Source organism: Rothia sp. 11273D007AR, assembly GCF_053547255.1.
Genome location: NZ_JBPPWJ010000015.1, coordinates 37,151 through 55,882, shown reverse-complemented (window position 1 = coordinate 55,882; position 18,732 = coordinate 37,151). Strand labels below are relative to the sequence as shown.

18 protein-coding genes and 3 tRNA genes are annotated in these 18,732 nt (G+C 59.4%); 14 read left to right on the top strand and 7 right to left on the bottom strand.

From position 1 onward, the window contains the following. Positions 1-75: 75 nt before the first annotated feature. Complete coding sequence (locus tag ACED88_RS09165) at positions 76-822, bottom strand: hypothetical protein (RefSeq protein ID WP_449109418.1); 747 nt, start codon at positions 820-822, stop codon at positions 76-78. Positions 823-918: 96 nt separating this feature from the next. Here ACED88_RS09165 and ACED88_RS09160 point away from each other — a divergent pair, with 96 nt between their 5' ends. After that, positions 919-1,668 (top strand): HAD family hydrolase, encoded by a 750-nt coding sequence (locus tag ACED88_RS09160; RefSeq protein ID WP_449109417.1) that lies wholly within the window; start codon positions 919-921, stop codon positions 1,666-1,668. An 82-nt stretch (positions 1,669-1,750) separates the two neighbouring features. Here the strand turns inward: ACED88_RS09160 and ACED88_RS09155 are convergent. Together ACED88_RS09155 and ACED88_RS09150 are read right to left on the bottom strand one after the other, a co-directional pair. Beyond that, positions 1,751-1,821, bottom strand: a tRNA-Gly gene (locus ACED88_RS09155). A gap of 5 nt (positions 1,822-1,826) precedes the next feature. After that, a tRNA-Gly gene (locus ACED88_RS09150) sits at positions 1,827-1,897 on the bottom strand. Positions 1,898-2,065: 168 nt separating this feature from the next. On the opposite strand from ACED88_RS09150, the gene ACED88_RS09145 reads away from it, so the two are divergent. The 10 genes from ACED88_RS09145 (at position 2,066) to ACED88_RS09100 (ending at position 11,508) form a co-directional block, all read left to right on the top strand. Beyond that, positions 2,066-2,140 (top strand) — tRNA-Pro (locus tag ACED88_RS09145). 112 nt (positions 2,141-2,252) lie between these two features. Next, a complete protein-coding gene (gene tig, locus ACED88_RS09140) occupies positions 2,253-3,551 on the top strand; it encodes a trigger factor (RefSeq protein WP_237194028.1) in 1,299 nt (432 codons plus the stop codon). Between the two features lie 317 nt (positions 3,552-3,868). Then, entirely contained in the window at positions 3,869-4,879 is a 1,011-nt protein-coding gene (locus ACED88_RS09135; protein ID WP_237186137.1) for a siderophore ABC transporter substrate-binding protein, read from the top strand. Between the two features lie 78 nt (positions 4,880-4,957). Further along, the gene (locus tag ACED88_RS09130; protein WP_449109416.1) at positions 4,958-5,956 is read left to right on the top strand and encodes an ABC transporter permease; all 999 of its coding nucleotides are present in this window, start codon (positions 4,958-4,960) and stop codon (positions 5,954-5,956) included. Then, on the top strand, positions 5,937-7,040 hold the full coding sequence (locus ACED88_RS09125) for an iron chelate uptake ABC transporter family permease subunit (protein WP_449109415.1): 1,104 nt from the start codon (positions 5,937-5,939) through the stop codon (positions 7,038-7,040). The genes ACED88_RS09130 and ACED88_RS09125 overlap by 20 nt, the downstream gene beginning before the upstream one ends. Then, positions 7,037-7,792, top strand: a complete 756-nt coding sequence (locus ACED88_RS09120; RefSeq protein WP_237186140.1) for an iron ABC transporter ATP-binding protein — start codon at positions 7,037-7,039, stop codon at positions 7,790-7,792. The genes ACED88_RS09125 and ACED88_RS09120 overlap by 4 nt, the downstream gene beginning before the upstream one ends. A 168-nt stretch (positions 7,793-7,960) precedes the next feature. Continuing rightward, positions 7,961-8,581 (top strand): ATP-dependent Clp protease proteolytic subunit, encoded by a 621-nt coding sequence (locus ACED88_RS09115; protein ID WP_272878352.1) that lies wholly within the window; start codon positions 7,961-7,963, stop codon positions 8,579-8,581. 31 nt (positions 8,582-8,612) lie between these two features. Beyond that, complete coding sequence (locus tag ACED88_RS09110; protein ID WP_185174588.1) at positions 8,613-9,290, top strand: ATP-dependent Clp protease proteolytic subunit; 678 nt, start codon at positions 8,613-8,615, stop codon at positions 9,288-9,290. 230 nt (positions 9,291-9,520) lie between these two features. Next, a complete protein-coding gene (clpX, locus tag ACED88_RS09105; RefSeq protein ID WP_237242601.1) occupies positions 9,521-10,804 on the top strand; it encodes an ATP-dependent Clp protease ATP-binding subunit ClpX in 1,284 nt (427 codons plus the stop codon). 77 nt (positions 10,805-10,881) lie between these two features. Next, a complete protein-coding gene (locus tag ACED88_RS09100) occupies positions 10,882-11,508 on the top strand; it encodes a mycothiol-dependent nitroreductase Rv2466c family protein (RefSeq protein ID WP_449107043.1) in 627 nt (208 codons plus the stop codon). A gap of 209 nt (positions 11,509-11,717) precedes the next feature. On the opposite strand, the gene valS is transcribed toward ACED88_RS09100, so the two are convergent. Further along, positions 11,718-14,354: a valine--tRNA ligase gene (valS, locus tag ACED88_RS09095; protein WP_449109414.1), complete on the bottom strand. Its 2,637-nt coding sequence runs from the start codon at positions 14,352-14,354 to the stop codon at positions 11,718-11,720. Between the two features lie 50 nt (positions 14,355-14,404). Between valS and ACED88_RS09090 the strand changes: the two genes are divergently transcribed. Beyond that, positions 14,405-15,205 (top strand): SDR family oxidoreductase, encoded by an 801-nt coding sequence (locus ACED88_RS09090; protein WP_449109413.1) that lies wholly within the window; start codon positions 14,405-14,407, stop codon positions 15,203-15,205. A 79-nt stretch (positions 15,206-15,284) separates the two neighbouring features. Here the strand turns inward: ACED88_RS09090 and ACED88_RS09085 are convergent, their stop codons facing one another. Next, positions 15,285-16,007: a hypothetical protein gene (locus ACED88_RS09085; RefSeq protein ID WP_449109412.1), complete on the bottom strand. Its 723-nt coding sequence runs from the start codon at positions 16,005-16,007 to the stop codon at positions 15,285-15,287. 58 nt (positions 16,008-16,065) lie between these two features. Further along, positions 16,066-16,269 carry a hypothetical protein gene (locus ACED88_RS09080; protein WP_449109411.1) on the bottom strand — a complete coding sequence of 68 codons (204 nt, stop codon included), beginning with the start codon at positions 16,267-16,269 and terminating at the stop codon, positions 16,066-16,068. Between the two features lie 118 nt (positions 16,270-16,387). Here ACED88_RS09080 and ACED88_RS09075 point away from each other — a divergent pair, with 118 nt between their 5' ends. Both ACED88_RS09075 and ACED88_RS09070 read left to right on the top strand, forming a co-directional pair. Further along, positions 16,388-17,059 (top strand): NADPH-dependent F420 reductase, encoded by a 672-nt coding sequence (locus tag ACED88_RS09075; RefSeq protein ID WP_449109410.1) that lies wholly within the window; start codon positions 16,388-16,390, stop codon positions 17,057-17,059. Positions 17,060-17,157: 98 nt separating this feature from the next. Then, entirely contained in the window at positions 17,158-17,880 is a 723-nt protein-coding gene (locus ACED88_RS09070; protein ID WP_449109409.1) for a sirohydrochlorin chelatase, read from the top strand. Here ACED88_RS09070 and pdxY read toward each other — a convergent pair. Continuing rightward, the gene (gene pdxY / locus ACED88_RS09065; RefSeq protein WP_449109408.1) at positions 17,870-18,724 is read right to left on the bottom strand and encodes a pyridoxal kinase PdxY; all 855 of its coding nucleotides are present in this window, start codon (positions 18,722-18,724) and stop codon (positions 17,870-17,872) included. The genes ACED88_RS09070 and pdxY overlap by 11 nt on opposite strands. Positions 18,725-18,732 lie beyond the last annotated feature (8 nt).

Sequence of the window (18,732 nt, the reverse complement as noted above, 5' to 3'; positions counted from 1 at the left end):
TGTGAGTGTCTATTCCAATCCTAGGGGAAGAACAGCCGTTTCAAAGGTTAGGGTAGCAGCCGACCTGTGAGTTATTTACCCGCTGAAGTCCTTGATGGAGTTGCTTAGCGCAAACCAGTGCACCCCGTTATCGCAGCGGGCGGCGCCGTCCGGCGTTGCAGTACAGCTAAACTCACCGACCGTAATCGTGTGGTTGGCAGGTAGCTGGGTGCCGAAGGAGAAGGGGGCGAACCCGGGGGTGCTGCCCTGGAGGAAGTCCTGGTGGGGTACCGTGCCGGGGTCAAGCCACATCACACCGTAGCCGATGCGCCCCTGGGAGCCTGCCCGGTAGCAGCTCACCTGCTCTGTGCTCATGACGCAGCCCGCGCCGTCCGCTGTTTGGAAGTAGACCTTTCCGTCGCCGGCGGGGGTTACCCCGTCGATGCTGGTCTGGTAGGGGGCGAGGTCGGTGACGAGAGTGGTCGCTCCGCTGTTAACCGGTGGGTTGATGGCCTGTACCGGGGTTTCGGTGGGGGCAGGAGCTGCCGGCTGGGCAGAAGGTGTCTCAGCGGCTGAAGATACCGGGGCGGCGGTGGTTTGGGTAACTGTTTCGGGTGAGATTGAAGGTGCTGCGGCTGCTGTCTCTGAAGCCTCAGCGCTGGCAGAAGCCACGGGGCTGGATACTGTGGGGGAGGGGGTAGCGCTGGCGCTAGCACTGTGGCTTGTGACGGAGGCGGACGACGTAGCGCCGGCCTGAGTCTGTTCGGTTGGGGAAGAGCTACAGGCAGCCAGGGCAAGCACTGCGGCGAGGGGAAGAGCCGCTTGAAGGGGGCGGGGGCACATACTGTCTCCTTTGACGGTGGGGTGTCCCTCTAATGATAGGGGCCAACGTATATGCTGGTGAAGAGTTAAACGCCATCATGACATCGAAGGGCTACTATGCGCGATACCGGATACTTGCTAGGGCAGGCCAACCTGGTGCTCTTCGACCTAGATGGCACCCTGCTCGATAGCGATACGGCAACCGCGGTGGGTTTTAACCGGGCTGTTCGGGAGTTTGGCTTTGAGGGGGAGATTGATGACACTCAAAGCTACTTCCAGGCCTGGGCTGATATTCAGCGCGAGGATTTTCAGCGCCATTTGGCAGGAGAGCAGGTTTTTGATGAAAATCGCCTGTTTCGCACGTCGAGTCTCTTGCACCTGATGACGGGGGAGCAGCAGAGCGCTGACCGGGCTCAGAAGTTTTTGGCGACCCTACAGGAGGAAACCCGAAAGGCTTGGGCTCCTTTTGCTGAGGTTGATCGGTTTTTTGAGGAGCTCGGCCGCAGGTTTGGGCATCTGCAGGTGGCGGTGATCTCTAACGGTTCTCAACTGACTGAGCAGAAGAAGCTTGACGCTATTGGTCTGCACGATATGCCCCTGTTTTCGTCGGAGCGGGTGGGCATGAGTAAGCCCGACCCCTACCTATTCCGGTTTGTATGTGCCCAGCTGGAGGTAGACCCGACTTTTGCGGTGCACGTGGGTGATAACTATATCGCGGACGTCGCCGCCCCGGCTCGGGCGGGCCTGCAGGCTGCCTGGGTTAACCGGCATCGCCGCGGTCAGAAGTTGCCCCGGGGGAGCGTGAAGGTGCGCAACCTAGTGGAGCTTTTGGATGTTCCAGCTCCCGTTGCTCGACGCTTTTTCTAGGGAACAAAAACGGTCACTCCGAAGAGTGACCGTGAAGCGAGTTTGCGCTGAAAATGACTTCCGCCAGTCCCGAGCGATAGCGAGCGGCTGACGGGAATCGAACCCGCGTATCAGGCTTGGGAAGCGTGCGCTCTACCATTGAGCTACAGCCGCGTGAGAGGGGATGACGGGAATCGAACCCGCGTAATCAGTTTGGAAGACTGAGGCTTTACCATTAAGCTACATCCCCGAATGGGTGCCCAGTGTTGTGGACGTGTTCCAGTAAACCTGGTCGAACGGGGCCTTGTCAAATCAGTGTGGAGTACGGCGTTTCCCAACACGCCCTGGGCGTAATCGAGGAGTGAGTTAGGTTTTAGGAGCTAGAACCGCTAAACTGGGTGGTGCCTTCCGTGCAAATCGGGGTGTGGCGTAGCTTGGCTAACGCGCCTGCTTTGGGAGCAGGAGATCGCAGGTTCGAATCCTGTCACCCCGACGTGAAATAGAACGACCCGCCGGAAACGGCGGGTTTTTCTATAGAACGTTATATCTAGCCCCACTCTTTTCCGGGTGGCGGTTCCAATCAAGTTATCAGGAGATCAACGGACGTGAAGACTGCCGTCGAGAAGATCAACCCGACCCTCGCAAAGATTGAGGTCGAGGTTCCCTTCGCTGAGTTCAAGACCTACCTTGACCGTACCTACAAGTCACTGGCTAACCAGATTTCGGTTCCCGGTTTCCGTAAGGGTAAGACCCCCAAGGCTCTCATCGATCAGCGTGCAGGCTTTGACTTTGTTGTCGAGAACGCTCTGAACGATGCTCTGAACAGCTACTACTCACAGGCTCTCGCTGAGAACGAGCTGACCCCCCTGGCGCAGCCCGAGCTTGACATCGTTTCTAAGCCTGAAGAGGGCAACCGTGAAGCTGACGTGAAGCTGACCATTGAGGTCACCGTCCGCCCCGAAATCGAACTGCCTGACTACTCAGGTATCAAGGTTGAGGTTGCAAGCGTAGAGGTCACCGAAGAAGACGAGCAGAAGGCACTCGATGCCCTGCGCGGCCGCTTCGGCACCCTGAAGGCTGTTGACCGCCCCGCAGCTGACGAAGACTTCCTGACCATCAACATCGCCGCTGAAATTGACGGTGAAGAGGTGGACGCCGCTAACGACCTGTCCTACCAGGTTGGCTCCGGCACTATGCTGGACGGTCTGGACGAGGCTGTTCTCGGTCTCTCCGCTGGCGAGGACGCCACCTTCGTCACCAAGCTTGCCGGTGGTGAGCACGCAGGTGAAGAAGCAACCGTTAAGGTTGAGGTCACCGCTGTGAAGGAGCGCGAGCTGCCTGAGGCTGACGACGACTTCGCTCAGCTGGCTTCAGAGTTCGACACCATTGCTGAACTGAAGGAAGACCTGAAGAAGCAGGCTGCTGATTCCAAGGTTGCCGAGCAGGGTGCAGAAGCACGCGACAAGGTTCTTGATGCTCTGGTTGAACTGGTTGAAATCCCCGTTCCCGAGAAGGTTATCGAAGACCAGCTGGCTCAGCACTTCAACGCTCCCGGCCAGGACGATGACCACGACACCGAAGAGCACCGCGCAGAGGTTCGCGAGAACACCGAGCGTGCTTTCAAGAACGAAATCATCCTCGACGCTATTGCTGAGAAGGAAGAAGTTTCTGTCGAGCAGGCTGAGCTCATTGATTACATCATCACTATGAGCCAGCAGTACGGCATGGACCCCAACCAGTTCGCTCAGATGCTCGACGGCTCAGGCCAGTCCGGCATGATTGTTGGCGAGGTTCGCCGTTCAAAGGCTCTGGCAGCTGTTCTGGCTCAGGCTGAGGTTAAGGACGCCGACGGTAAGGCTGTTGACCTCTCATCCTTCCTGGGTGAGACCGCAGACGCCGAATAAGTTTTTGCCTTGTGAGGCTCTAAAACTTTTCTAGCTCAAGCCCCCGCAAGACCCTGATTGGGTTCTTGCGGGGGCTTTGTGCTGCCTGCGGGGAAAACCCGTGGGAAGAGGCGGACGCGGGTGCCGACGTCCGCTGTTTGAAAGAAGGTGACCTGGGTGATTAGAAGTCAAATTCGGTAAATAAGTTAAAAAAATATTTCGTAATAGGGGTTTCTGGGTTGATAAGTAAGGTGGGGCTAACTAATCTTAGGTAAGTCAAGCCTTACAAGATGTTGAGGCTAACCAAGTACACACCACGAACAGATATAGGAAAACCCGTGAAGGCAAACCGTATCTCCCTGCTCGCAGCCACCTCCGTTGTAGCACTGGCGCTCACCGCCTGTGGCGCGGGCACCACCGACGCATCCTCTGAATCCAGCGCGTCCACCTCAGCTTCTGCCAGCCAGTCAGCTGGCACCGTTACCGTCACCGATAACTACGGTGAGGTTACCGTGACCGTTCCCCCTCAGAAGGTCGCCGCAACCGATAACCGCACCTTTGAGGTTCTCGAGTCCTGGGGCGTCGACCTGGTGGCAGCCCCCATCACCCTGATTCCTGCAACCGTCGAGACCTACAAGAACGACTCCTCTATCACCGATATCGGAACCCACCGCGAGCCTAACCTTGAACTGCTCGCTGCTGAAGAGCCCGACCTGATCGTCAACGGTCAGCGCTTCTCCCAGCACTACGACGCCATCAAGGAACTAAACCCCCAGGCCGCCATTCTCGAACTTGAACCCCGCGACGGTCAGCCCCTTGACGAAGAGCTCAAGCGCCAGGTCACCGTACTGGGCGAGGTCTTCGGCAAGCAGGCTGAAGCCGACAAGCTCATCGCAGACTTCGACGCCGCTCTAGCCCGCGCTAAGGCCGCCTACGATGGCGAATCCACCGTCATGGCCGTCAATGTCTCCGGCGGCGAAATTGGCTACATTGCCCCCTCCATCGGCCGCACCTACGGCCCCGTCTTCGACATGCTGGGCCTCAAGCCCGCCCTCGAAGTTGAAGGCTCCTCTGACAACCACCAGGGTGACGATATCTCGGTTGAGGCTATCGCAGAAGCCAACCCCGACTGGCTGCTGGTTCTTGACCGCGATGCTGGCACCAGCACCGATGAAGGTTCACCCGCTGCCGCAGACGTCATCGCCGGTAGCTCAGCCCTGGCCAACGTCACCGCAATCACCAAGGACCAGATTGCCTACGCTCCGGCTGATACCTACACCAACGAATCCATCATCACCTACACCGAGATCCTCAACGATCTTGCCGATAAGTTCGAAGCCGCCAAGTAAGGCACCGGCTGAGACCCTATAACCGATGAAAAAGGAGTCATCCTGCCCTCGTGGCGGGGTGACTCCTTGAGGGCTTTTATGACGACCACCGAAACCACCCGAGTTAGCCGCACCAGGAATTCCCTGGTCAGCGGCAAATTCCTGCTAGCCAGCCTGGGAATTGTTGCCCTGCTCGTGCTCTCCTTGTTCACGGGGGAGTACGACATCTTCAACAAGGCTGACGGCGCTGCCATGTTCGCCATCACCCGCATACCCCGAACCATTGCCCTGGTGCTGGCCGGGGCAGCCATGGCCATGTGCGGGCTGGTGATGCAGATGCTGACCCAGAACAAGTTCGTGGAACCTACCACCACCGGTACCACCGAATGGGCAAGTCTGGGCCTGCTCTTTATGCTCTACTTCTTCCCCGCGGCAAACCTCTTGCAGCAGATGACGGCGGCTATCGTTTTTGCTTTTATCGGCTCAATGCTCTTCTTCCTTTTTCTGCGCCGGGTATCTCTCAGGTCTTCCCTCATTGTGCCGATTGTGGGCATGATGCTGGGTGCTGTTGTTTCTGCCTTTACCACCTTCTTTGCCCTTCAGACCAACCTGCTACAGAACCTGGGTGTGTGGTTCGCCGGCAGTTTTACGTCCGTCATTAAGGGGCAGTACGAGGTGCTCTGGCTGGTGCTCCTGGTAGTTGCTGTTATCTTCTGGTATGCCGATCGGCTAACCGTCGCCGGTCTGGGGCAGGAATTTGCAACCAACGTGGGTCTGAACTACGCCCAGATCATGCTGGTGGGCACCGCCCTCATCGCGGTTGCTACAGGTGTGGTGACCGTGGTGGTAGGAGCTTTACCATTTCTAGGACTGATCGTTCCCAACATCGTCAGTATGTTCCGCGGCGATGATCTTCGCTCTAACCTACCCTGGGTAGCCCTCACCGGTATCGGTGTTGTGACCGTCTGCGACCTGATTGGCCGCACCATCATTGCCCCCTTCGAAATCCCGGTGTCTGTGATTCTGGGTATCGTGGGTGCTCTTGTTTTTATTGGTCTGATTGTGAAGGGGCGCCCTCGTGTATCAGCAGGCAAGTAAAGAAAGCCGGGTGAGTGCGTCCGCTCTGCCCGCGATGAGCGCTGGTGCGGACGTCCGCCCCGCCTCCCGCAGGGCAGGCACCTCCCGTAGCGCTGGGGCTTTCAAGACCCCGGCTGCTGCCCGCACCTACTGGGTGCTCCTGGCAGTGCTCACCGCTGCCGCTGCGCTGGCAGCCTTTGGGCTCTTGGCCTACGCCAACCCCTTTGAGACCGGCACTCACAAGTGGTGGCTCATTGCTGAACGCCGCTCAAACGCCCTGATTGCGATGGCTGTAGCGGCTGTCTGCCAGGCTGTGGCAACGGTGGCTTTTCAGACGGTGACCAACAACCGCATCATTACCCCCGGTATTCTGGGCTTTCAGGCCCTCTACGCCGCGATTCACACGGCAACCATCTATTTCGCCGGGGCAGCCGGGCTGATTGCTGCCCGCACCCTCGACACCTTTATTTTCCAGCTGGTCATGATGGTGGCCCTGAGTCTCTTGCTCTACTCCTGGCTGCTGACCGGTAAACGGGCCAACATGCACGTCATGCTCCTGGTCGGTGTGGTACTGGGTGGGGGACTGGGGTCTGTCTCAACCTTTATGCAGCGCATGCTGACCCCCAGTGAGTTCGATATCCTGACCGCCCGCCTCTTCGCCTCGGTCAACAACGCTGACCCCGACTACTACCCGGTAGCCCTGCCCCTGGTCGTCCTGAGCGTTGCGGTGCTCTACGCAAAATCCCGCACCCTCAACGCCCTCTCCCTGGGCGCACCCGCGGCTACCAACCTGGGAATCAACCACCGCCGCGAATCCATTATCGTGCTGGTGATCGTCGCCATCATGATGGCGGTCTCCACCGCCCTGGTCGGCCCGCTGACCTTCCTCGGCTTCTTGGTAGCAACCCTCACCTACCAGTTCGCCGACACCTACGACCACCGCTACCTCTTCCCCATGGCAACAGTGCTCTCCTTTACCATTCTGGCGGTCTCCTACTTCATCATGAACCACATCTTCTCAGCCCAGGGCGTGGTAGGCATTATTATCGAGCTCATCGGTGGCCTCACCTTCCTGATCGTGATTCTTCGAAAGGGCAAACTATGATCACCCTCCACCAGGTTGCTAAAAGCTACTCCGGTGAAACCAACATCGGCCCGGTCGATGTTCAGCTGCCTGCAGGCGGAATCACCGCCCTGGTCGGCCCTAACGGTGCCGGCAAGTCCACCCTGCTCACGATGGTGGGCCGTCTACTCGATATTGACGCAGGCACCATCGAAATTGGTGGCCTGAATGTGGCCACCACCAAGTCCAAAGACCTGGCCAAAGTCGTCTCGATTCTGCGGCAGGAAAACCACTTCGTCACCAAACTCACCGTGCGCCAGCTGGTGGGCTTCGGGCGCTTCCCCTACACCGGGGGCCGACTCACCGCTGAAGACGAAGAGATTATTTCCCGCTACATCGACTTCCTTAACCTCACCACCCTCGAAAACCGCTACCTCGATGAACTCTCAGGCGGCCAGCGGCAGCGGGCCTACGTAGCTATGGTGCTCTGCCAGGAAACCGACTATGTGCTTCTTGATGAGCCCCTCAATAACCTCGATATCTCGCACTCCGTGCAGATGATGCAGCACCTGCACAACGCCGCCCGCACCCTGGGCCGCACCATCATCGTGGTGCTGCACGACATCAATTTCGCCGCCCGCTACGCCGACTACATCTGCGCTATCAAGGACGGCAAACTAGCCCGCTTTGGAACCGTTGCAGAGATCATGCAAGATGATCTGCTCACCGATATCTTCAACACCCCCATCCAGGTAATCCAGGGCCCCAACGGCCCCATCGCCTGCTACCACTAGGCCCCGTGCCCGCTCGCTCTTGCTCACAGCGTAGCGGGCACATGCCAACAGCGAACTGAAGGGCAAAAGGCAATTTTTGGAGCCCCAAAAGCGATAACCTAAGTGTCAAGCAAATCTTTGGCACCGGCGTCCGCGCGGGTGCTGCAACCGACACAAGGAGCGGAACACATGTCCTTCACCCCTGAAGCACACCAGGCCCCCGCCATGGAAACCCCCATGGGCGGCCAGGACGACTACGTCTACAACCGCCTGCTCAAGGAACGCATCATCTGGCTGGGCTCCGAGGTGCGCGACTCCAACGCCAACCGTATCTGCTCCCAGCTCCTGCTGCTCTCAGCTGAAGACCCCGAGGCAGATATCTACCTCTACATCAACTCACCCGGCGGCTCCGTCACCGCGGGCATGGCCATCTACGACACCATGCAGCTGATCCCCAACGACGTTGTCACCGTTGTCACCGGTATGGCAGCCTCCATGGGCCAGTTCCTACTCACCGCAGGTGCCCCCGGCAAGCGCTACGCCACCCCCAACGCCCGCATCCTCATGCACCAGCCCTCCGGTGGCATCGGCGGCACCGCCTCCGACATCCGCACCCAGGCCCAGCTGATTCTCGACATGAAGAAGCGCCTGAGCGAAATCACCGCAGAGCGCACCGGCCAGACCGTTGAAACCATCCTGCGCGACAACGACCGCGACAACTGGTTCACCGCCGAAGAAGGCCTGGCCTACGGCTTCTTCGACAAGATTCTCGACAAGATCGGCCCGGCCACCAGCGCCACCGACAAGTAAACCGGCACAGAACTTTTTACAGGAGAAACGAATGATTCACCTTCCTTCATCAACCGCACCTGCCGGTATGCCCACCGACCGCTACGTGCTCCCCAACTTCGAAGAGCGCACCCCCTACGGCTACAAGCGCCAGGATCCCTACGCCAAGCTCTTTGAAGACCGCATCATCTTCCTGGGCGTGCAGGTCGACGACGCCTCAGCCGACGACATCATGGCCCAGCTGCTGGTGCTTGAGTCCCAGGACCCCGACCGCGACATCACCCTCTACATCAATTCACCCGGTGGCTCCTTCACCGCGATGACTGCTATCTACGACACCATGCAGTACATCCGCCCCGAAATCCAGACCGTCTGCCTGGGCCAGGCTGCCTCAGCTGCCGCCGTCCTTCTGGCAGCCGGTACCCCCGGTAAGCGCCTTGCCCTGCCCAACGCCCGCGTGCTGATCCACCAGCCCGCCCTCTCGGGTCAGCAGGGTGGCCAGGCTTCTGATATCGAGATCCACGCCAACGAGGTTATGCGTATGCGCGAGTGGACCGCCCAGACCCTGGCCCTGCACTCCGGCAAGACCTTTGAAGAGGTCGATAAGTCCATCGAGCGTGATAACATCCTTACCGCTAAGGGTGCCCTCGAATACGGCATCGTTGACCAGGTGCTTGAATCCCGTAAGGCCGTCAAGCCCTCCTTCAACACCGCCGAGAAGCACGACTAAGCACTGCTCACGTTCAGACTCGGTGCGGACGCCGCCTTCCGCCCCACCTGCCCAAAGGCAGGGAAGGGCAGGGGCGGCGTCCTTCTGTCTGCCAAGCGGTAGAGAAGGAATAGCCCGCCCGGTTCAACTGTTAAGTCATAAAGACGTAACCTTGCTTGAACCGTCACATGTTGGGCTAGGCAGGTTTTCACGGTAGATTAGGTAGAGGAACCCAAGGAAAGGTAGGGTCTATGGCTCGCCTAGGCGATAGCACCACTCTTCCCAAATGCTCATTTTGTGGGAAGAACCAGCGACAGGTTCGTAAACTGATCGCCGGCCCCAACATTTACATCTGCGATGAATGCATTGAACTGTGCAACGAGATTCTCGAAGAAGAGCTCGCCGATGTGAAAGATTTGGGTGCCGTTGAAGTGCTCCCCACCCCGCGTGAAATCTTTGACCACATGCAGGAGTACGTGATTGGCCAGGAGGCCGCCAAACGTGCCCTGTCTGTTGCCGTTTACAACCACTACAAGCGTATTCGGGCCCAGCAGAGCCCTGCCTTTGAGGCCAAGGAGCTTTTAGCTACCGAGGGCGAAGACGTAGAGATTGCCAAGTCTAATATTCTCTTGGTTGGCCCCACCGGCTCGGGTAAGACCTACCTGGCCCAGACCCTGGCCAAGAAACTCAACGTACCTTTTGCCGTTGCCGACGCCACCAGCCTAACCGAGGCCGGCTACGTGGGCGAGGACGTTGAAAATATTCTGCTCAAGCTCATCCAGGCTGCTGACGGTGATATTGAAAAGGCCCAACGTGGCATTATCTATATCGACGAAATCGATAAGATTTCCCGTAAGGCCGACAACCCCTCCATCACCCGGGACGTATCGGGCGAGGGCGTGCAGCAGGCCCTGCTCAAGATTCTTGAGGGCACCGAGGCAGCTGTGCCCCCGCAGGGCGGGCGGAAGCACCCCCAGCAGGACTTCCTCAAGATTAATACCGCCAATATCCTCTTCATCGTCGCCGGTGCTTTTGCCGGTATCGAAGAGATTGTGGGCGGGCGGGTGGGCCGCAAGGGCATCGGCTTTGGCGCATCTATTGACCAGGCCGCTAAAGAGAGCGATATTCTCACCAAGCTCATGCCTGAGGACCTACTTAAGTTCGGTCTGATTCCTGAATTTATTGGCCGCCTGCCCGTGCTGGCAACCCTGGGTAAGCTCACCGAATCTGACCTCAAGCGGATTCTGACCGAGCCTAAGAACGCCCTGGTCAAGCAATACAAGCGCATGTTTGCCCTCGACGGGGTCGAGCTGATTTTTGAGGACGCCGCCGTGGCAGCTATTGCCCGCCAGGCTGTTGAGCGAGATACAGGCGCCCGCGGTTTGCGCTCCATCATGGAGTCGATTCTGCAGCCGGTCATGTTCGATGTACCCAGTCGCTCAGACGTCACCTCGGTCATTATTGACGAGGCTGTTGTGGCGGGGGAGAAGGACCCGATTCTGGTGCTCGAAGCCCCCGAGAAAAAATCTGCCTAATAGTCTTTCCCGCTGTCGGTGTCTCTGCGCGCTGGCAGCGGGCTCTTGTATCCCACCCCTGATTGAAAGGACAACCCGTGGCTGAAAATACCGTTGATTTTTGGTTTGACCCTACCTGCCCCTGGTGCTGGATGACCTCCCGCTGGATTAAAGAGGTTGAGACCCAGCGCGATGTTGCCGTCACCTGGCACCCCTTCTCACTCGCCGTCCTGAACGAGGGCCGCGACCTTGACCCGGGCTACCGCAAGCACATTGACAACACCTGGGGCCCTGCCCGTGTGGCTACCGCCGTGGCAGAGCAGTACGGCCAGGAGAAACTCGATGAGCTCTACACCGCCCTGGGCGAGCAGATTCACCACCAGAAGAACAAAGAGGGCACCTACTTCGAGAAGGCTATCGAAGCTGCCCTGGCTGAGGTGGGTCTTCCTGCCGAGCTAGCCCAGGTTGCCTTTACCGAGGAGTACGACGAGCAGATGCGGGCTTCAACCCGTGCAGGTCTAGACTCTGCCGGTGGCGATGACATCGGCGTGCCCCTGATGAGCATCAACGGTGTGACCTTCTTTGGCCCCGTGATGTCACCTGCCCCCACCGGTGAAGAAGCAGCTAAGGTCTTCGACGGCGCTGTGGCTCTGGCCTCTTACCCCGGTTTCTTTGAGATTAAGCGCCCCCGCAACGTTGGCCCGATTTTTAACATCGAACAATAGTAACGAGCTGGCACTGAACGCCCAGCTGCTGAATACACGATAAGGCCCGGTTCCAGATTGTCTGGAACCGGGCCTAATCTTCTGATGCAGCTGTACCGGGCCGGCATACCCCCGAAGGCGGCTGGCTGGGGCTGGCATGAATTGCGCGAGCGTCCCAGCGCGAGCTCAAGAAGGTTAGCCGCCTTCGGGGGTATGCAGGCCCAGTAACATTAGCTTTCTTCTTCGGTAATCAGCACAACGTCAGTGACGGCCAGCTCGCCCTCTGCTTCGGTGAGGGTGAGGTCACGGGCGTTACCTGCTGCCTTGAGATCGCCGAGACCACCGCGGATGCGGGTGATGTCTTCGGCCGAACCGGTGATGGTTGCGGTTTCGACCTCGGTGCGCTGCTTGACCTGGGCCTCTGACTTGGCCTTGCGCAGGCCGCCCAGGGCAGCTGCTACGGTGGGCAGGACTGCGGGGTCGGCATCCGCAACCGCGGCGGCAAAGCCGTCGGTGGTGGGCCAGGGTGCGCGGTGCACGGAGCCTGCTCGCCACCACGACCAGATTTCGTCGGTAACGAAGGGCAGGAAGGGGGCAAAGAGGCGCAGCATGGCGTCGAGGGTGGTGGCCAAGGCTGCCAAGACGGAGGCCTGTTCGGCTTCACCGACGTTGCCGTAGGCGCGGTCCTTGATGAGTTCGACGAAGTCGTCGGTGAAGTGCCAGAAGAAGGTCTCTGAGATCTGCAGGGCACGAGCGTACTCGTAGTTCTCAAAGGCGGCGGTGGCTTCTTCAACCAGGGCGGCTAGGCGGGCTAGCAGGGAACGGTCGAGCTCGTTGGTGAGGACGCCTGCCGCGGCCTGGTCGGTGATGACCGAGTTGGCGGTGGCGCCCAGGCCGAGAACGAACTTGGAGGCGTTCAGCAGCTTGATGGCCAGACGGCGACCAATCTTCATCTGGGCTTCGTCGTAGGCGGTATCGGCACCCAGCTTGGCGCTGGCTGCCCAGTAGCGCACGGCGTCCGAACCGTACTTTTCGAGCACCTCGTTGGGGACCACCACGTTGCCCTTGGACTTGGACATCTTCTTGCGGTCCGGGTCCAGGATCCAGCCTGAAAGGGCGGTGTCGGTCCAGGGCACGGAGTTCTCCAGGGAGTTGGAGCGTACCACGGTGGAGAAGAGCCAGGTGCGGATGATGTCGTGGCCCTGGGGGCGCAGGTCCATGGGGAAGGTGACCTTGTGCAGGTTTTCGTCCACGGCCCAGCCGGTGGCAATCTGCGGGGTGAGAGACGAGGTGGCCCAGGTGTCGAGGACGTCGGGGTCGGCGATGAAGCCGCCGGGCACGCCGCGCTGGTCTTCGGTGTAGCCGGGGGCGGCGTCCGAAGCGGGATCGACAGGGAGCATATCCTCACTGGGAATGATGGGCTCGTCGTAGTTAGGTTCGCCGTCGGCGTCGAGCTTGTACCAGATGGGGAAGGGCACGCCGAAGAAGCGCTGGCGGGAGATGAGCCAGTCACCGTTGAGGCCTTCAACCCAGTTTTCGTAGCGGGAGCGCATGAAGGCGGGGTGCCAGGTGATTTCGCGGCCACGCTCAACCAGGGCGTCGCGGCGGTCGGCGTCACGGCCACCGTTGCGGATGTACCACTGGCGGGAGGCCACGATTTCAAGGGGCTTGTCGCCCTTTTCGTAGAACTTGACCGGGTGGGTGATGGGCTTGGGGTCGCCGTCCATTTCACCGGCTTCGACCAGCATTTCAACGATGGTCTTCTGGGCGGTGAAAACGGTTGCCCCTGCCATGCGCTCGTAGCGCTCGCGGCCCTCGGCGGAGGTAATCCACTCGGGGGTGTCGGTGGCGAAGCGGCCGTCGCGGCCGATGAGGGCACGGGTGGGCAGCTGGAGCTCGCGCCACCAGGTGACGTCGGTGGTGTCGCCGAAGGTACAGATCATGGCGATGCCGGCACCCTTATCGGGCTGGGCCAGGGGGTGGGCCTTGATTTCGACCTCTACACCAAAGAGGGGAGAGGTGACCTTGGTGCCGAAGAGGGGCTTGTATCGCTCATCGTCGGGGTGGGCGACCAGGGCAACACAAGAGGGCAGCAGCTCAGGGCGGGTGGTCTCAATCCAGACCTTCTCACCGTTCTCGCGGTGGAAGGAGATGCGGTGGTAGGCGCCGGGGCGTTCCTTATCTTCCAATTCTGCCTGGGCAACCGCGGTACGGAAGGTGACATCCCACATGGTGGGGGCCTCTGCCATGTAGGCATCGCCACTGGCCAGGTCGTTGAGGAAGGCCAGCTGGGAGACCTTGCGGGAGTGGGCGTCGATGGTGCGGTAGGTGTGTGACCAGTCGACGGACAGACCCAGGGTGGTGAAGAGCTCTTCGAAGACCTTTTCGTCTTCTACCGCCAGGATCTCGCACAGCTCGATGAAGTTCTGACGGGAGATACGGGGCCAGTCGCGCTGATTCTTGGCGGGCTTTTCGGGAGCCTTGAAATCGGGGTCGTAGGGGATAGCCGGGTCGCAGAGTACGCCGTAGTAGTTCTGCACGCGGCGTTCGGTGGGCAGGCCGTTGTCGTCCCAACCCAGGGGGTAGAAGACGTTCTTGCCCTTCATGCGCTGGTAGCGGGCGATGACGTCGGTCTGGGTGTAGGAGAACATGTGACCGACGTGCAGGGAGCCGGACGCAGTGGGCGGCGGGGTATCGATGGAGTAGACCTGCTCGCGGGTGGTGTTGGGGTCGAATGCGTAGGTCTTGTTGGCGGCCCAGTTCTCGGTGAACTTCTTTTCGAGGCCTTCAAGGCCGGGCTTCGCGGGGACGGTAATTTCTACGGTGTTTTCTGCGGGCGTGTCTGTGCCCTGGTTGATTTCAGCCATGTGGCCTATTCTCTCACGAATAAAAATATGTTGCAGGTTAGGCTAGTGCTATGACTACTACATCACTTCCCGCTAATCCCTTTGCCCCCGACGCCCAGGCCGGTAAGGTCGCTGTGGTAACCGGTGCCTCCTCAGGTATCGGCCGTGCTACCGCTGAGCTAATGGCCGCTACCGGCTGGACGGTCTACGCCGTGGCCCGCCGCGCCGAGCGCCTTGAAAGCCTGGCCCAGGCAACCGGGGTGCGCCCGGTCGTCCTCGATATTACGGATGCCGACGCGGTCACCGCCCGTGCCGAGGAAATTTTGGGGGAAACCGGCGGTCGTCTCGATGCCCTGGTGAATATCTCCGGCGGTGCTATTGGGGCTGATTCTGTGGCGAACGCCGACCCTGCTGGCTGGTCGGCAATGTTCGAGCTCAACGTGATTGGCACCCTCAATATGGTCAAGGCCTTCCTGCCCGCCCTGCGAGAGAACGGCCAGGGTACCGTTTTGAATCTGACCTCAACCGCGGCTGAAGCAGGCTACGAAGGGGGAGCCGGTTACAACGCCGCCAAGTTCGGTGAACGAGCCCTGACCGAGACCCTGCGCCTAGAAGAGGCCGAGCACAACGTGCGCGTGATTGAGGTGCGCCCCGGCATGGTGCACACTGAAGAGTTCTCCCGCAATCGCCTGGGCTCGGACGAGGCTGCCGCTAAGGTCTACGCTGGCGTGGACAAGCCCCTGCGGGCTGAGGACGTTGCTCAGACCGTCACCTTTGCCGTGAACATCCCCCAGCACATCAACCTGGACCACATCACCATGCGACCGGTTGCCCAGGCAGCCCAGTACAAGGTGATTCGGCGGGGGAAATAAGCAATCTGAATGCTGATGCTGCTGAAGGGCTGCGTATTCAAAGCAGCCCCTCAGCAGTGGAAGGAAGCGCAGTTATTTCTTATTGATATTGGTCCGTGAATCCGTGGGGGCCGTAGGAGAAATAGGAGCCATCTGCGTTGGTGCAGGAGATAGTGTCGTCAAGTTCACGGGCGCACTTTGCCCCGTTTGCATCAAGCAGGGTGTTCCGGGGGAGCTCCTTCTGCGCGGTTGCCATGCCCTCACCGTAACCAGGCTGGTCGATCACCTCACCGTAACCAGCCTTAGAAAACCAGAAGTGTTTTTTAGTTGCTGACTCGTAACCCTTACACGAGGCGGTGCCGTCTGCAATGATGTAACAGCTGATGTTGTTCACGAAGAACGCAACTGTGTCGGGTTGACGCGGGCCAATGGTGTGCTGGTAGTCAGCGCCGGAAGCAATGGTGGCCGGGCCATCGGGCAATGTGAAGAGGTTGGGCGACCTGCCGTCTACTGACGATGCTTTCGAGTTGAGCTTTGAAATGATGGTGATTCCGTTGTCACCGGTTGAACATTGTGTCCCGATGCCTTGTTGCAACGCTGTATCCCAGTCATTGGTGCGGCAGGTAAAATTCCCCACCTGATGGTCGGTGAGTCGGACGTCTATAGAGTTCTCAGCCATATCCTGTTCAAAGACAGCAATCATATCGCTACAGGTGATTGAGCCGGCCACCAGGGTTGCTTCGAGGTAATCCTTGCCATAGAGCAGGCCGCAGTTTTCGCCGATGGTTGCCAGCCCGGCTTCAGGGGCGGGGACATTAGTCACTACATCTGCTGGTGATGCTGCGGGTTCTGATGATGACTGGATGCCCTGGGTTGGAGTTTCAGTGGGTTCCGTGGGCGCTTGTGATATCGAGCTCGGCGAAGAGCTGGTTGATGGGGCGGGTGCAGAAGCAAGTGACGGTGCCTGCGTGGGGGCAGATACAGAACTGGAAGAACATGCGCTGAGAACCAGCATGGCGCACGCTGCTGTTGCGGTGGCAATTCGTGAAAGTTTCATTAGAGTCCTCGGTGTGTGTGATGTTCATTTAGTATATCCAGGATATTGATAAGAAATATGACGCCGATTGGCCGTGAGTCTTGAAAATAGTTTCCTTGAGAGTAGGGTGGAATTAGTCAATATATGAACTAAATAAGGAGCTTGTCATGACTACAGCAATCGTCGGAACAGGGCGTATCGGTTCACAGGTCGCCCTCCGCCTGGCCCGCGGGGGAGAAGAGATACTGGTTGCAGCATCAGATCTCGAATCGGCTCAGAAATCAGCCCAAGAACTGGGGCTAGGTATTCGGGCTGGTACCGTCGAGCAGGTCATTGACGAGGCAGACACGGTTGTCTTCGCTACGATGTTCCCCGTTACTCAGCAGTTGCTACAGGAACATTCTTCACAGTTGGTGGACAAGGTCGTTGTTGACCCATCCAACAACTTCCGGGTTATTGACGACGGCCGGGCGGTTTCCGCCAACCCAGAAGGGTCCTCAGCTGGCCAGCAAAACGCTGCCCTGCTTCCTCAGGGAGTTCATTTCGTCAAAGCGCTGGGAACCATGAGCGCGGCTAATCTGGGCAAAGAAACTACCGAAAGCGGTGAAAAGGTTGCTCAACTTTTTGCAACGGACGACCCTGTAGCGCAAGAGCGCATTACCCACCTATTGCGTCTGGGCGGCTGGGAGCCCGTCAAGGCCGGCGGCTTGGACATTGCTTCCAGAATCGAGGTCGGTGGTGCCTGGCACGACCGCGGTGGACTGAGCGGACGGATTCTCAGCAAGGAGGAAGCGGAGAAACTGGTCAGCCAACCCCTTGCGGAGGAATCAGCACGATAAAAGCGGGAGAAGCGCACCTGCCAGTCGATTGATTGTGCTGTACAGTGGGTGGGGTCAGCCCCACCCACTGTGCTGTGCAGGCAGCAGACTGGAGCCCCATGATTCACCTGGTCGCCACCTCCCACGGAACCGATAACCCCCATGGCCGTGAAGCCGTTAACCTCATCCGAGAGCAGCTCACCGCCCTGGTTGAGGCCCAGGCACCGGGAACCTACAGCGTGCATGAAGCCTACGTTGATGTGCAAGAACCCTCCCTGCCGCAGGTGCTGCAGGCCCTGCCGTCCGGAGCTACCGCCGTCCTGGTGCCCCTGCTGCTCTCACCGGGCTACCACACCGAACACGACATGAGGAAGGCTGCCACAGGCGCCAGCCACCTGACCACCGCGGTCGCTAGAGCCCTGGGCCCCTCAGCGGCCCTGGCTAAGCTCCAGCTCCAGCGTCTTGAAGAAGCGGGCTGGGACGGGTACGACGACATCGCCCTGGCGGCAGCGGGTTCGTCCCGGGCTGACGGCCGTGAAGCCGTTCTCTACCAGGCAGAAGTTTTCAGCACCCTGCTCAGCCGCGAGGTGCCCTACGGCTTTATCGCCGATATTGAACCCACCATCGAAGAGGCCTGGGAGGCCAACCAGGCTGAATATATTTCTACCTACCTGCTAGCCCGCGGCTACTTCCACAGCAAACTCATCAAGGCCTATCAGGGCACAGAAAAAGCGGCCGTCACCGATCCGCTGGTGCTTCCCGGTGACGCCGCCTCTGCTGCGGTTGTCGCTTCGGTTGCCCTTGAGAGGGCCACCGAAGCATTAGCCGCTCTTAGCGCTTAACCGCTACAGCCTCAAAGGTCTCAGCAGGTTCAACGTAGGCCTGCTGGGACTCAATCAGCTGAAGTTCACGCTGGCCCGAGGCCAGGGTGTTCTTCAGCAGTTCGTAGACGCTGGCAGTGGTGAGTTCCAGGGCCTCCTTTAGGCCCTTACCCGATGCGAAGTGAGAGGCAAACAGGGCCTGGGTAACGTCGCCTGAGCCGTTGGCCTTCATAGGCAGACGCGGGGTAGTAATCAGCCAGGCCTCGTCGCCCGAAACAGCCAGCATCCGGATTGAATCCTCGGGAGTTTCGGGGGTGTTCACGCTGGTCACCAGCACGGTCTGGGGGCCAATCTTCTGGGCTGCAGCCACAGACTCGAGAACCTCATCCAGGGTCTTGGGGTCGGTATCGGTTACAAAGCCCAGCTCAAACTGGTTGGGGGTGATGATGTCGGCGTGCTGAATGACGCGGTCGCGAATCAGCTCCTGCACCTCGGGGGAGACAAAGCAGCCACTGGTGGCATTGCCCAGCACCGGATCGCAGGAGTAGAGGACGTTCGGGTTGGCTGCGCGGGCCTTGGCAACGGCATCGAGGATGGCGTCGCCGATGGAAGAGCCACCCTGGTAGCCAGAAATGACCAGGGAGGTGTCGGTCAGACCCCCGCGCTCTTCAATGCCGGTGACGATTTCGCGGACGTCGTCGCCCGAGATCAGCGGGCCGCGCCAGGCACCGTAGCCGGTGTGGTTTGAAAAGAGAACGGTGTTGACGGGCATGACCTCGTGGCCAAGGCGCTGCAGGGGGAAGACGGCGGCTGAATTACCTACATGGCCGTAGGCAACAGCGGACTGAATAGACAAAATACGCATAAATACCA